Source organism: Cohnella herbarum (assembly GCF_012849095.1).
Classification (GTDB): Bacteria; Bacillota; Bacilli; order Paenibacillales; family Paenibacillaceae; genus Cohnella; species Cohnella herbarum.
On sequence record NZ_CP051680.1, the window covers coordinates 646,902 to 660,960 of the forward strand.

Genomic DNA, 14,059 nt, shown 5'->3' on the forward strand with positions numbered 1-14,059 from the left:
GGATTACGAAAGATGAAACTATCGGTGTTTACGGTCGCAACGCCCGAGATGGATCCGGTGCAGCTAGCTGCCGCGGCTAAGAAGGCGGGACTGCACGGAATCGAATGGCGGTATACGGAAACTTCAGCGGAAGCGAAAAGCCAAGAGCCTTCCTTCTGGGGCAACAACAGGTGCACGATAGCTCCTTCCGGTGGCGAAGCGGAACTCGAGAGATTCAAGGATGCCGCGCGTCTTCACGGACTATCAACGGTCAGCGTGACTCCGTATTTGCGAACCGGTGATTTGGAGGCAACGGAGAAAGTGCTTCAAGCCGCGCGATATATGGGGGCGTCGTGTATCCGCTTAGGCGTTCCGGGTTACGATCGCAGCAAATCGTTCGACGAGCTGTTCGAGCTAGGTCGTTCTTATCTGAAAGATGCGGAAAACCTCTGTCGGAAATACGGAGTTAAAGGGTTGATCGAGATTCATCATGGGACGATCGGCGCCTCGGCTTCGGGCGCGCGCAGGTTAGTCGAGGGCTTGGATCCCGAATTCATCGGAGTTCTGTTCGATCCAGGCAATTCGGTACACGAAGGCTTCGAAAATTATCGGATGTCGTTGGAATTGTTAGGTCCGTACTTGGCTCATGTGCACGTGAAGAACGCAGGCTGGGGCGTCAAGGGAAAAGCCGAAGACGGCAGCCTGATCTGGCATTCGGAGTGGGCGGGCTTGAAAGACGGTATGGTACCTTGGCGGCAGGTCATCGACGATCTGATTGCGGTCGGGTACGACGGTTACTTGGGAGTCGAGGATTTCAGCAAGCAATTCGCGGATTCCGAAGCGATGCTCAACCATTTTGTCGAGTATATCGGAGGTTTGCTGGAGGAGCTTCAACCTGATGTTTGAATATAGCTACCGCTCTACGGGGGTATTCGAGCCTGTGTTTCACTCGCATACTTTCTATGAGGTGTATTATTTTCACGAAGGCAAATGCAATTATTTGATCGGGGATCAGATTTACAACCTTGCTCCGGGAGATCTTATTCTCATGTACGGGATGACTCTCCACTGTCCGAAGATCGATCCCGCCGTACCGTACATTCGTTCGATCATTCATTTCGACCCGGCGATTCTTCGTCCCTATTTGGAGCTTCCGCATGCGGTACCGATCATGCAGCCGTTCGAACGCTTCAAGAATTACAGGCTTAGCTTGCGCGGCGACGATAAAGAAGAGCTTGAACGGATACTCCTCACGATGCATCGTTATCAGCAACGGGGGGACGACGTCGGTGCCGGTCGAATGCTGCTTGCGTTCGTGGATTTGCTACATTTCGTCTATGATCTGTGCCTTCAGCCTCTAAGCGAGCAGAGGGAATTTTCTTCGGATAAAGAGAAGTCCGTGCAAGACGTGATGGCTTTGCTAGAGGATCGATACGCAGACGAAGAACTGAACATGGAGCGCCTGCAACGCGAGCTTCATCTGAGCAAATCGTATTTGGCGAAAATATTCAAAGAAGTGACGGGAGTCACCATATTCGAGTACGTATACCGGAAGCGCATCAACGAAGCGAAAATACAGTTTCTGCTTTATCCGAGCTTGGCCGTGACGGAGGTGTCGTTCCGGCTAGGCTTCAAGCATCTCGCGCATTTCAGCAGACTGTTTAAGCAGCACGTGGGCTTAACGCCGGAACAGTATAAAAAACAAATGAAGTCGGATCGGTTGACGTTGCATAAGGCGGGGGATGGCAATGAATTTATTTGACTTAACGGGCAAGACGGCGGTCGTAATCGGAGGTTCTTCCACCTTAGGCGGAGCGATGGCGGAAGCACTTGCCGCTTATGGCGCGGACGTGGCGTTAACGGGGCGCAAGGCGGACAACGCGGAGCCGGTTCGTCAACGGATCGAAGCTGCGGGCGGAAACGCGCGATGTTACGGGGTTGAAGCGACATCCAAGAAGGATCTCGAGCGGTTGCTGGACGAGGTGACGGCTTGGACGGGCGGCGTCGATATTTTGTTGAATTGCCCTGGCGTGAATAGTCCGACTCCTTTCTTCGAAATAGCGGAAGACGAGTGGGATCATATCATCGATGTGAATGCCAAGAGCGTCGTGCTGGCTTGTCAGGTGTTCGGCAAATCCATGGTTGAACGGGGCATCGGGGGCAGCATTATTAACCTGTCGTCCGTGTCGTCTACGACCCCGCTGTCGCGGGTGTTTACCTATTCGGTGTCCAAAGCGGCGGTTAATAATATGACGCAATTTCTTGCGCGGGAATTCGCTCCGGCCGGGGTGAGAGTCAACGCGATCATTCCGGGATTTTTCCCGGCGGTGCAGAACCGGGCGATCTTATCGGAAGAGAGGGTGGCGTCCATTATGGCGCATACTCCGATGAAACGATTCGGAGAGGCATCGGAGCTCCAGGGGGCGGTCGTTTATTTGGCATCGGCGAAAGCTTCGGGTTTCGTGACGGGTTCGCTGCTACGGGTTGACGGCGGATTCGGCGCGATGACGATTTAATTCAACGGTAGAAGATAACGAAGGAGGTTGAAAGGGATGCAGATGACCTTTCGATGGTTTGGAGATAACGATCCGGTAAAGTTGTGGCAAATCCGGCAAATCCCCGGGGTGACCGGCATCGTGAGCGCGATCTATGACGTTCCGGTAGGGGAGGAGTGGCCGCTTGAGAAAATCGTCGAGCTGAAGACGAAGGTCGAGGCGGCGGGGTTGTCGCTTAGCGTCATCGAGAGCGTTCCGGTGCACGAGCATATTAAGTTAGGGCTTTCGGATAGGGATCGGATGATCGACAATTACGGGAAGACGATCCGTAATCTGGCGCAGGCAGGAATCGGCATCGTCTGCTATAATTTCATGCCGGTGTTCGATTGGACGCGCTCGCAGCTCGATTACGAGCTGGAAGACGGCTCGAACGCGTTGATCTACGAGGAAGAAGTCGTTCAGCGAATGAATCCTCTAAGCGGCGAACTGCAACTGCCGGGATGGGATAGCAGCTATCGGAAAGAGGATCTTAGACGGTTATTCGATCAATATGCCGCGGTTGACGAAGAGAAGCTATGGGACAACCTTTCCTACTTCGTGAAGGCGATCATGCCCGTGGCGGAAGAGGTCGGGGTGCTAATGGCGATCCACCCGGACGATCCCCCTTGGCCGATCTTCGGTCTTCCGAGAATCATTAGGGACGAAGCCGCTTTGCGCAGGTTCGTCCGGCTTTACGACCATCCGGTGAACGGGTTGTGTCTGTGCAGCGGTTCCCTCGGAGCGAATCCGGACAACGATATTCCGGCGCTCGTTCGCAGATTCGGCGCGGAGGGCAAGATCAATTTCATGCACGCTCGGAATATTAAACATACGGGAGAGCGTTCATTCCAAGAATCGGCTCATTTGTCCAAGGCCGGATCGCTTGATATGGCGGAGATCGTACGCGCGCTGAGGGACGTTAACTACGAGGGTCCCGTTCGTCCCGACCATGGTCGCATGATCTGGGGCGAAACCGGCAAACCGGGTTACGGGTTGTACGACCGCGCCTTGGGAGCCGTCTATCTGAACGGAATGTGGGAGGCTTTAACCAAGGAGCGGGCCGCATTAAACGGTGAACCGGAGTAGTTCGGAGGTTTCGCGCGACGGAAAGCGGTGGTACAATGGGGGAATCCAATACCATCCGCTAAAGGAGCTTTCCAATGCCTTCTGAAATTATGCAAGCCTTAACACGAGAGAAAATCGTAACCATCATGCGAGGCGTTGCCTTGGAACCGGGTTTGGCGACCGCGCAAGCATTAGCCGACGGCGGGATCGTATTTCTGGAAGTAACGTTAAATTCGGAAGGCGCCCTGCCCATGATCTCGAAGCTCCGCGAAAAGTTCGATGGTCGGTTGCAGATCGGAGCGGGCACCGTTCTCGATATTGGTCAAGCCAAGGAAGCGGTAGCCGCGGGGGCGAAGTATTTGATTTCGCCGAACTTGGACGAAGAAGTGATTTATTACGCCGTCGAGCAGGGCATCGAGATGTGGCCGGGCACGATGACGCCGACGGAGATCGTTCGCGCGTACAAAGCCGGCGCTTCCGCGGTAAAGCTGTTCCCGATGGGCACGCTAGGCATTAACTATTTGAAGGAAGTACGGGCTCCGCTGAACCATATTCCGATGATCGCGACGGGTGGCGTCAATTTGGGCAACATTAACTCGGTTCTGGATGCGGGAGCGATCGCCGTAGGTTTGGGCGGTAATATCATCGACAAGAAGCTCATTAGCGAAGGGAAATTCGATGAAGTCAGGAAGCTGGCCCAAGCGTACGTGAATGAGGTTCAGGGAGCGAAGACGGTCTAATATTTTTAACCTATCAGATTACATGACGCTGCGCATGCTTTTCCGATGTGTATCCGACATAAACGTTTTCCCGCCATCCTAATGACGGTGGAAGCCGTTATGCTCGTAATAAAACAAGCTGGTTCCTGTACGTGACGGGAGCCAGCTTGTTTTATTTGCGATGAAGTACGATCGGCAGCGGTGCTAATCGATAGATACAAAAGATTAACCGCAACCCGGACATGCAGCAAACTACAACAAGCAGTTGTGACTTTCACAGAAAATGCTTACACGCTTCATCTCATACTAAAAACCTAAGTGTAAAATATGCAGTTAGATTGACCTAAATTCCTCGTTTTCACCTTCTAAATGTAAAACATGCACTTAGTTTGATTGAATTCTTATTCAATCGAAATATTTGCTTGAACTAGTTGCAGGTTTTACACTTAGTTATTCAAGCGAGAAAAACTCCCCAAACTAGTTGTAAATAATACACTTAGGTGTACAAGTTTTTCTGTATTATTTAATATCGGGAGTTTTTAGTTGCTGGAGTTAGAGCTGCTAGACCTAGCATTCGTTTATTGGGAACCTTGGATGCCAGACATTTATATAAGTTCCTAATCGAACACTCTATTTCCGTTTATAGAACTTGTAACTTAGACGGCTTGGCTCTATACTTTCCGAAGTGAGGAGGGATACGATGAGGCGGTTCATTCCCAGGCAGAAGTATATTCGTATTTTTCTAGCGCTGTGCATACTCTTTTCCCTGGTATCGATTCCTTTCGTCTATATCATATCCCGGCAATTTTCTACGTACGCGATGAAACAGATCGATAAGGCTAATCAAGTCGAAGTCGCCCATGCGCAAGGAAATTCGCAGTTCATTTTCAAGAAGATGATCGGGTACGGGTTGAATATGTATCAAGACAAGAGCATCCAGCTCTGGCTGACGGATAACAAGGAAACGCCGGAGCATCAGACGGATGCGATGAAAGCTGCCGCCAACTATATGACGACGGAGCCTTTCATCGAGAACATCTACATGTTCAATATGCGTACGAAACATGCGATTAACCAGAAGTTCGGCATCTCGACGTTTGCTCGGTTTTCGGATCAGTCGATACTGGACATCGTGAATCAAACTAGGAAATCTTATTTGAATCTCTTTAATTATCAATCGAACGGGCAGAAAAAGCTTGCTTTGATCATACCGACCGTGCCTTCCGGACAGCAATCGTTCGGGTACTTGGTCATGCTCATGGATATTCATCTGCTGCAACAATATTTGCTTAAAGACAATCGGTCCTCCGGGACTAGATCCTTCATTCTCGATCGCGAGGGTAAGCTTATGCTTGGCTCGGAAGATACGGAAGAGCTATATGTCGAGCTTGCCAAACGATCGACCAGCAATACCGGAAGCTTCGCTTATCATTTCAAGGGCGAGCGATGGTCGATTCAATACGCGCAGATCGTGCCGCAAGGATGGACGTTGTACCAGATCGCCAAATACGACCTGGTTCTCGCCGATTTCAATTCGTTCCGGAATAAAATGCTTATTTTCGCCGTTTCCTTCGTCGTCCTTCTGATGGCTATCCTGTTCTGGAATTCCCGTCGTACCTACCAGCCGTTCTCCCAGCTGGCGGATCAATTGGAGATGAAGTTCGGATTGCAATTGAAGAACGCGAACAATGAAGGTCCGAGGGAAGAATACAAAGTGATCCGGTACGGCATCGAGATGTTGGCGGATCAGGTGGATAAGATGGATATGTCCATGAGGGAACATAAGAGCGTCATCAAGCTCGAATACTTAAGGCAATGGATCGTCCAAGGAAAGCTCATAGCCCCGGTCGAACATTATCTCCGAGAGCAGACGGAGTTGTTCGCCGGCGACGGGTTACATCTTGGCGTCATTCGTATCAACGAATACAGTCTATTCGAAGATCAATATAACTTCGCCTCTAGGAAGCTCATGAAATACGCAATTGGCAATATCGCCGAAGAGATTTTGAATCGGAAATGGCATGCGCAATCCGTCGATCTGGGCGGCGATCATCTGGCTCTTCTCTTATCGGGCTCGAACGTACAGATGAGCAAACTAGTGGAAATGCTGGAGGACGTAGCCAAGCAGATCCAAGATTGGACCCGTATTCGCGTGACGATCGCGGTAAGCGGCGACCATTCGTATGGCGACGATCTACGCAGCATATACAAGCATATTCACGAGTTGACGATGTTGAAGTTCATTTCCGGGGAGGACAAGATTTACCTGGAGCAAGATTTCGAAGCCTATATGGAACGGATTCAGCCATTGCCCGACGCCGAGCTGTTGGATGAACTGATCAAGAGAGTCAGAATGGGGAAAACGGAGGAAGTCGCGGTAAGCATGGATCAGTTGTTCGGGCATATGCAGACGATGCATTACGCGGATAGCAAGTTCCAGGTGTCCCTGATCTTATATACTTTGTTCAAAACCTTCAATAAATTGCCGTCCGTGGAGTCGGTCGAAGGTATCGAGAGTATATTGGAAAGGTACGATACCTTAAGCGGTATCAAGGGGTGGCTCGAGCAAGAGTTACTTGAGATCATAGGCGACTTAAGCAATAAGAAAGGGTCCAGCCGCCGCGAAGAGATCGTAACGGAAATCGTGGAATACGTGAAAACCCACTTGAACGATCCATTGCTGACGATAGACGAAATATCGGAGCATGTTTCCTTATCCACCCGATATATTCGTCAGCTATTCAAGGAAGTATTCGAGACGACGCTGTCCGATTATATCATGGAAGAGCGAATCAATCGGGTGAAGGGATTGCTGGATACGACGGATTGGACGGTAACGGATATCGGCGAACGGTCGGGTTTCCAGACGAAAAGTCATTTTTTTACGACGTTCAAGAAAGCGACGGGAATGACGCCGAGTCAGTTCCGGGACAAGAAATAAGGGCATTCACCTGCAGCGCGCTTCCGGCCTAGTGCCGGGGGCGTTTTTTTGAACGATCTGATTTGCTACCGCCGGATTCCGAACCTCGTTTCCGCAATAGAAACCCGTGGTTTTGCCGGATTCAGCACCGTTTTTCCTAGATCAGAACTATACGGCGCTTAGGCAGCCGACCTATGATTAAGCCACGAGAGGAACACACTAACGAAACAGAAGCGGGTGAACAGATGAGCTTTATCAGAGAAATTACGAAAAATAAGTACTTGTATCTATTGGCCTTACCCGGCCTGCTATTCTTGATCGTCTTCGCTTACGTTCCGCTATCCGGGCATCTCATCGCCTTCAAGAAGTACAGGCTGGCGGATGGGTTGTGGGGAAGCAAATTCGTCGGTTTTGATAACTTCAAATTTTTCTTCATGAGCTCCGACTGGTACAAGGTGACTTTCAATACGGCGTTCCTTAACGGATTGTTTCTTGTTTTCGGATTGGGAATCGCCTTGCTGCTGGCCCTGTTCCTGAATGAAATTCGCCACGCGCTCTTCAAGAAGCTGGCTCAATCGTTTATCTTCATGCCTTATTTCATATCTTGGCTGGTCGTTAGCATGATGGCATTCGCTTTCCTGAACACGACGGACGGGATGGTCAACCGGACATTGGAGGCTTACGGGGCGGAAAAGATCAACTGGTATCTGAAAGCGGAAGTGTGGCCGGCTTTCTTGACCCTTATCTACGTGTGGAAATTCGCGGGTTACTACTCCATTATTTTTCTCGCGGCGATTACGGGCATCTCGGGCGAATATTACGAGAGCGCGAGGATAGACGGGGCGACCCGGTTCCAGCAAATTATCCATATCACGATTCCGTTAATCAGAAGCGTTGTCATCGTTCTCGGCTTGCTAGGCATCGGCCGGATTTTCTACGGGGATTTCGGAATGATCTACGGCATTGTCGGCGATAATAGCGCCTTATATTCTACGACGGACGTCATAGATACCTATACGTACAGAGCGCTTCGGATCTTGAGCGATTTCAGCAAATCCTCCGCGGTCGTGCTCTACCAATCGGTGATGGGGCTCGTCACGATTCTGATCTTTAATCAGATCGCCAAAAAAATCGACAAAGATTCAGGCTTGTTCTAGGAGGGAAGCAACCGATGGCAAATCGCGTCAAGGAAGACAAATCCGTGCTCGAAAGAAGCTTTGTGATCGGCATCTACGCATTCGTTGCGATATTTGCCCTCCTCTGCATCATTCCGTTCTGGTTGGTCGTCGTGAATTCGTTCGCGACGGAAAGCAGTATCAAGCTAAACGGCATGATGTTGTTCCCGAAAGAATTCTCGCTGTATTCTTACCAATACACGCTGGCCGGCAAACAGATTATGAACAGTTATCTGGTTACCGTCTTCGTAACGGTCGCCGGAACTTGCCTAGCCATTCTAATTACGTCCATGTACGCTTACGTGCTGGCGCATCCGAAAGTCAAATATCGCAGAATCTTATCGTTCATGACGTATTTCACGATGGTGTTCGGCGCCGGCCTCGTCGGCTTCTATATATTGATCGCTAGCACGTTAGGGCTGAAGGATACGCTTTGGGCGTTAATTCTCCCGTATCTGCTGAATCCGTTCTTCGCGTTCATCATGGTTTCTTTCTTCCGAACGCTGCCTTACGAGATTAACGAAGCCGCGACGATCGACGGAGCGAACGACCTGTCCATCTTCTTCCGGATCATCATCCCGATCTCGAAGCCGGTCATCGCCACGGTGAGTTTGTTTTACGCGCTCCAGTATTGGAACGATTTCTATCTGGCGCTGCTGTTCATCGACGATTATAAGCTGCATCCGTTGCAAATCATGATTCGCCAGATCATCTCGAACGTCAATATCAGCTCTTACGTCGGAGGAAGCCAGACGAACTATTCGCAAGCGGTGCCGACCTACGGGGTACAATTGGCTACGGTATGTTTAACGATCGGACCTATTATTTTCCTGTATCCGTTCATTCAAAGATTTTTCGTTAAAGGCATTACGATCGGCGCTCTTAAAGGCTAATCATCAGGCTTGTCCCGGAGAGATCCGGTTATGATTTGATAGATCACCATCATCGGGAGGTTGAAGCAGCATTATGAAAAAGACGTTAGCAGTAGGTTTATCGGTATTATTGATCATGCTTGCATTAATCGGTTGCAGCTCCAATTCGAATAACGAGGGAAGCTCCGAAACGAACGCGGCGCCAAGCTCGTCGGCGCCCGCTACGGGTGGGAAGCTGGATCCGGTTACGCTGAAGATTATCCTTCCGGGAGACCGTCCGGCGGACATGGATCTGATCATAGAAGAAGCCGAGAAAAGAATGGCGGACACGATCAACGTGAAGCTGGATCTCGTATTCGTTCCCTTCTCCGACCTAGCTTCGAAGACGCAAGTGATGCTCGCATCCGGCGAAGACGTCGATCTGATCTTCGATGCGCCTTGGCTGCATATGGAGCAGATGATCGCCGCCGGGTATTATGAGCCTCTAGAGGATCTGTTGGCTCAATACGGTCAAGACGCCGTCGCGGTTCGATCCCAGCAAATGTTCGACGCGAATAAGTTCCAAGGAAAAATCTATGCGCTTCCGCTCGGAAATTCCCATCTCGACGGAAGAACGTATTTGGTACGCAAAGACCTGAGGGAGAAATACGGCGTAGCTCCTATTAAATCTTATGATGAGTTGCTCGCTTTCGCTTACAAGATCAAAGAAAACGAGAAAAATATCATTCCGATATTGGCGAGCGGCCAACCCGGCATGAAGGATATTTCATGGGGAGCGTTCAGAGCCTTCATGACGAGCGATCCGGAAATTCTGAGATCCGATGCCTTAGGCCAAAGCATCGTCTTGCACTACAAAAATAACGACGGCATCGTGTACAACCTGTTCGACGAAATGAATCCGACGGTATGGTCCTGGATCGAAGAAGCCCGCAAGCTCTACAAGGAAGGCCTCATCCATCCCGACGTGCTGGCCATCAAAGACGCGAACGCCGTATTCGAATCCGGCGACGTGGCGATCTACGCGACGAACAACTTCGGGGTACCGACGAGCATGATCACGTCGGTTCCGAAGAACGTGCCGGGAGCAGAAGTCGAGGCGGTTACCTTCATGCCGCTGGAAAAAGGCAAAATGACCACTAGCTTCAAACAAGCGAACTTCCAAGCTATCCCTAAGGTAAGCAAAAACAAAGAACGCGCTATGATGTTCCTAAACTGGACGGCGCAGAAAGAAAACTACGATCTGCTGGCATACGGGATCGAGGGCAGAAACTACGAGGCGATGGGCGACGATCAGTACAAGACGCTTCCGGACAGCAAATACGGCTATTTCCCTTACGCATGGGTTTGGAATCCGACGCTTGACCGTTTGAATGCGGGGCTGGATCCCGAATCGATCAAGCACTTCAAATTCAATACCGTCGCGGACAATCTAATCGCTAGCAAGTTGACCGGATTCTCGTTTAATCCGGAGCCGGTAGCGAACGAAGTTTCCCTATACAATGCGATCGAGGACAAATACTATTCCTCCTTGTTCAACGGCGTATCGGATCCTACGGAAACGTGGAACAAGCTTAAATCCGAAGGCGAAGGGTACTTGAAGAAAATCCAAACCGAGTTGCAGAAACAGATCGACGAGTTTTTAGCAACGAAATAAGCCCGATCGCGGGTTACAAACACGGCGGGTATTCGGCTTAAGGGCCGGATGCCCGCCTTTTATTGAAAAGAGGCGAACGCGATGAAAAACAAGAAAAGACGGACCCGCGTCATGTACGGGGCGGATTATAATCCCGAGCAATGGCCGATAGAGATCATCGAACGGGATATGGTCCTCATGAAAGAAATCGGCGTTAACGCCGTTACGCTGAACGTGTTCGGTTGGGGAATGATCCAGCCATCGGAAGATACGTATGATTTTGCCAAACTGGATTACGTCTTCGATTCGTTGGAACGGAACGGGATCGACGTCGTGTTGGCCACCCCGACCGCCGCTCCTCCGTCCTGGATGTTCGGCAAAAATCCGACGATGTTGAAGGTGAACGAAAACGGTCAAAGGGTCGCGCATTGGAGCCGGCAAGCTTACTGCCCTAATCATCCTCTATACCGCAAGGAAATACGCAAGATCGCAAGAACGTTAGCGGAACAGTACGGGAATAGATCCAATCTCATGATGTGGCACGTGAACAACGAATGCATCTTGCACTGTTACTGCGATTACTGCGCCGAGGCGTTCCGGACTTGGCTTCGGAATAAATACGGGACGCTTGAGCGGTTGAACGAATGTTGGCAGCTGCGGCAATGGAGTCTATTCAAATCCGACTGGGATCAGATCATGCCGCCGCTCGGGGAATGACGCATACGAGCGTAAGTCTCGATTATCAACGTTTCTTGTCGGATAGCAACCTGCAAGGTTTCTTGGCAGAGAAGGACGAGATCGTTCGGATCACTCCGGATATCCCGGTCACTTCCAATTTCTATTCGATCGACTTCTTGGGTCAGATTCATTCCGATTGGGCTCCTCACTTGGACGTAATCTCTTGGGATTCCTATCCGCCGCATCGCGATTACGCGGTATGGGCCGCCTTCCAGCACGATTATTTCCGCAGCTTGAAGAAGTCCCCGTTCCTGCTGATGGAGCAAGCCGCCAGCAACGTAAATTGGAAGTCCTACAATCCGGCCAAGCGTCCGGGAATGATGAGCCTGCAGAGCTATCAAGCCGTTGCGCGGGGAGCCGAAGCGATCATGTACTTCCAATTCCGGCAAAGCCGCGGAGGCGTAGAGAAATACCATAGCTCGCTCGTGAGCCACGGCACGGAATCCGACAACCGGATTTATCGGGAAATCGGCAAACTCGGCCATGAACTGGCTAAGCTGGACGAAGTTCTGCGGACCGGTATTCATGCCAAAGCGGCGATCCTGTTCGACGTCTCACTCATATGGCTGGTGGATTGGAACAAAACAAGCCAAGATCTCGACTACCGCCGCATCGTTACCGACTATTACCGATCGCTGTACGAAGCGAATATTCCCGTGGATATCGTTCATCCGCTCTCCGATTTGTCCGGTTACGCGGTAGCCATCGCTCCGATGCTGTATATGTTCGAAGAGGGTGTCGCCGACAACCTGCGTTCCTTCGCGGAGAACGGGGGAAAGCTGGTCATGAGCTACAACAGCGGAATGGTGAACGGCTGCGACGTCGTTGAACACGGAGGGTTTCTGCGCCCGATCGACGACGTGTTCGGCATTATCGTCGAAGAAGCGGACGCGCTCGAGCCGGAGATGTCCAACCGAATCGAACGCAATGACGGGATGAGCTTCCGAACGGATAAATGGGGCGAAGTCTTACGGTTGAACGGAGCGGAGGCGATAGCCGTTTACAGGGAGGATTACTACGCGGGGCGGCCGGCCGTGACTAGGAATCGATATGGCCGAGGCGAAGCCTACTATGTATCCGCGCATCCGGAGGACCGGTTCCTGCGGGAGCTGTTGTTGGCGATTTGTTCGGACGCCGGAATTGCCGCTCCATGCCCGAACGCGCCGCGTGGCGTGGAGATCACCATTCGGGAGGACGAGGGGAAACGTTATCTGTTTCTGTTGAATCATAATCCGGTCGATACGGAGATGAACATGGATTGGACGGAGGGAGCGGGTTGGACGGACCTGATTCGCGAGGAGCCCGTTGGCGAGAAAATCGTTCTGGAGGCGTACGCCACGCTCGTTCTGAAGCAAACGATACCGGTCTAAGGAAGGGGCGACGGAATGAACGGAACCTGTATTGCGACAGAAATGCTTATCAATGGAATACAAGCCGTCCATCTGGAGAACGAATGGTTGCGAACCGTCGTTCTGGTCGGCAAAGGCACCGACATCTGGGAACTCGTCTATAAACCGTTGAATCTGGATCTGTTGATGAGAACGCATGACGGTTTAACCGTCTATGAGGGGAGAGATTTCAGGGAGAAGAGACTCGTTCATTATGCGGAAGGGTACCCGGGAGGATGGCAGGAGATCATCCCGAACAGAGCTTTGTTCGGTAGTGGAGAAGTAGGCCCGAGCGAGGAAGGGGAGTCGGCAGGCGTCCCCTGGGCTTATCGGATAGACTGGGAGAACGGGCAAAGCGTATCGCTCCATTGCCGGCTTATGCTTCCCTATACGCCGCTTAATATAGAAAAAACGATAAGCCTATCGGCGGGAATGAGCGAGATTCGGATAACCGAGCGAATCGCGAATACGGACGGCGACGTCGTTCGCTTCATTTGGACGCATCATCCGGCATTCGGCGGGCCGTTGATCGACGAGAAGGCCAAGGTCATTCTCCCGAAAGACAGCATCGCGTTTAATGTTTTGCGCTACGAGCGGAACCGGAACGAGCCGTTGTCGAATTTCGAGGAGGAAATCACTTCGGTCGAGCTCGTCAGCGGCAAAAGAAAAAATCTGCTAGAGATCGAGCCGAGGATGACGGATGGAGAAACGTGTTACGTTCCGATACGAATTCGCTCCCGGGAGGAGGTAGGAATAGACAATCCCGGTCTGAACGTCAAGCTGCGGCTTGACTGGGATCGGGATTTGTTTCCGTGTTTGCGCTATTGGTCTAATAACGACAACGAGGCGTATACGGTGGCATTGGAGCCTTCCACGTCCTGGTTCTCGGATATCCGCGATTGCATCCGCCACGACAATTGCATCTCTCTCCAACCGAACGAAGAGAAGCGGTTTTGGATGAAGATCGCCGTAGAACCGCTGCGTTAATAGATGGCCACAACCACAACATTCACTCTGGAGGTACGAGCCGAACGAT

12 protein-coding genes are annotated in these 14,059 nt (G+C 51.2%); all 12 read left to right on the forward strand.

Translation table 11 applies throughout. From position 1 onward, the window contains the following. Positions 1 to 12: 12 nt before the first annotated feature. The 12 genes from HH215_RS02545 (at position 13) to HH215_RS02600 (ending at position 14,010) form a co-directional block, all read left to right on the forward strand. Positions 13 to 885, forward strand: coding sequence for a sugar phosphate isomerase/epimerase family protein (locus HH215_RS02545; protein WP_169278469.1), 873 nt, complete (start codon positions 13 to 15; stop codon positions 883 to 885). Further along, positions 878 to 1,741: an AraC family transcriptional regulator gene (locus HH215_RS02550; RefSeq protein ID WP_169278470.1), complete on the forward strand. Its 864-nt coding sequence runs from the start codon at positions 878 to 880 to the stop codon at positions 1,739 to 1,741. The genes HH215_RS02545 and HH215_RS02550 overlap by 8 nt, the downstream gene beginning before the upstream one ends. Further along, positions 1,728 to 2,495, forward strand: a complete 768-nt coding sequence (locus HH215_RS02555; protein ID WP_169278471.1) for an SDR family oxidoreductase — start codon at positions 1,728 to 1,730, stop codon at positions 2,493 to 2,495. The genes HH215_RS02550 and HH215_RS02555 overlap by 14 nt, the downstream gene beginning before the upstream one ends. Before the next feature lie 36 nt (positions 2,496 to 2,531). After that, entirely contained in the window at positions 2,532 to 3,599 is a 1,068-nt protein-coding gene (gene uxuA / locus HH215_RS02560) for a mannonate dehydratase (protein WP_169278472.1), read from the forward strand. A gap of 74 nt (positions 3,600 to 3,673) precedes the next feature. After that, entirely contained in the window at positions 3,674 to 4,318 is a 645-nt protein-coding gene (locus HH215_RS02565; RefSeq protein ID WP_169278473.1) for a bifunctional 4-hydroxy-2-oxoglutarate aldolase/2-dehydro-3-deoxy-phosphogluconate aldolase, read from the forward strand. Positions 4,319 to 4,997: 679 nt separating this feature from the next. Next, positions 4,998 to 7,238 (forward strand): AraC family transcriptional regulator, encoded by a 2,241-nt coding sequence (locus HH215_RS02570; RefSeq protein ID WP_169278474.1) that lies wholly within the window; start codon positions 4,998 to 5,000, stop codon positions 7,236 to 7,238. A 224-nt stretch (positions 7,239 to 7,462) separates the two neighbouring features. After that, positions 7,463 to 8,374, forward strand: a complete 912-nt coding sequence (locus HH215_RS02575) for an ABC transporter permease subunit (RefSeq protein ID WP_169278475.1) — start codon at positions 7,463 to 7,465, stop codon at positions 8,372 to 8,374. 14 nt (positions 8,375 to 8,388) lie between these two features. Further along, positions 8,389 to 9,285, forward strand: a complete 897-nt coding sequence (locus HH215_RS02580; RefSeq protein WP_169278476.1) for a carbohydrate ABC transporter permease — start codon at positions 8,389 to 8,391, stop codon at positions 9,283 to 9,285. 73 nt (positions 9,286 to 9,358) lie between these two features. After that, complete coding sequence (locus HH215_RS02585; protein ID WP_169278477.1) at positions 9,359 to 10,918, forward strand: ABC transporter substrate-binding protein; 1,560 nt, start codon at positions 9,359 to 9,361, stop codon at positions 10,916 to 10,918. 81 nt (positions 10,919 to 10,999) lie between these two features. Further along, positions 11,000 to 11,614, forward strand: coding sequence for a beta-galactosidase (locus HH215_RS02590; protein ID WP_169278478.1), 615 nt, complete (start codon positions 11,000 to 11,002; stop codon positions 11,612 to 11,614). Continuing rightward, positions 11,560 to 13,005 (forward strand): beta-galactosidase, encoded by a 1,446-nt coding sequence (locus HH215_RS02595; RefSeq protein WP_169278479.1) that lies wholly within the window; start codon positions 11,560 to 11,562, stop codon positions 13,003 to 13,005. Before HH215_RS02590 ends, HH215_RS02595 begins: the two co-directional genes overlap by 55 nt. 15 nt (positions 13,006 to 13,020) lie before the next feature. Then, a complete protein-coding gene (locus HH215_RS02600) occupies positions 13,021 to 14,010 on the forward strand; it encodes a DUF4432 family protein (RefSeq protein WP_169278480.1) in 990 nt (329 codons plus the stop codon). Positions 14,011 to 14,059: the final 49 nt, after the last annotated feature.

What these genes read in the sequence shown, in the direction of transcription:
- HH215_RS02595 (WP_169278479.1), top strand. Translation starts at nt 11,560, where the DNA reads ATGGAGTCTATTCAAATCCGACTGGGATCAGATCATGCCGCCGCTCGG.
- HH215_RS02565 (WP_169278473.1), top strand. Translation starts at nt 3,674, where the DNA reads ATGCCTTCTGAAATTATGCAAGCCTTAACACGAGAGAAAATCGTAACC.
- HH215_RS02585 (WP_169278477.1), top strand. Translation starts at nt 9,359, where the DNA reads ATGAAAAAGACGTTAGCAGTAGGTTTATCGGTATTATTGATCATGCTT.
- HH215_RS02590 (WP_169278478.1), top strand. Translation starts at nt 11,000, where the DNA reads ATGAAAAACAAGAAAAGACGGACCCGCGTCATGTACGGGGCGGATTAT.
- HH215_RS02580 (WP_169278476.1), top strand. Translation starts at nt 8,389, where the DNA reads ATGGCAAATCGCGTCAAGGAAGACAAATCCGTGCTCGAAAGAAGCTTT.
- HH215_RS02555 (WP_169278471.1), top strand. Translation starts at nt 1,728, where the DNA reads ATGAATTTATTTGACTTAACGGGCAAGACGGCGGTCGTAATCGGAGGT.
- uxuA (WP_169278472.1), top strand. Translation starts at nt 2,532, where the DNA reads ATGCAGATGACCTTTCGATGGTTTGGAGATAACGATCCGGTAAAGTTG.
- HH215_RS02575 (WP_169278475.1), top strand. Translation starts at nt 7,463, where the DNA reads ATGAGCTTTATCAGAGAAATTACGAAAAATAAGTACTTGTATCTATTG.
- HH215_RS02550 (WP_169278470.1), top strand. Translation starts at nt 878, where the DNA reads ATGTTTGAATATAGCTACCGCTCTACGGGGGTATTCGAGCCTGTGTTT.
- HH215_RS02545 (WP_169278469.1), top strand. Translation starts at nt 13, where the DNA reads ATGAAACTATCGGTGTTTACGGTCGCAACGCCCGAGATGGATCCGGTG.
- HH215_RS02600 (WP_169278480.1), top strand. Translation starts at nt 13,021, where the DNA reads ATGAACGGAACCTGTATTGCGACAGAAATGCTTATCAATGGAATACAA.
- HH215_RS02570 (WP_169278474.1), top strand. Translation starts at nt 4,998, where the DNA reads ATGAGGCGGTTCATTCCCAGGCAGAAGTATATTCGTATTTTTCTAGCG.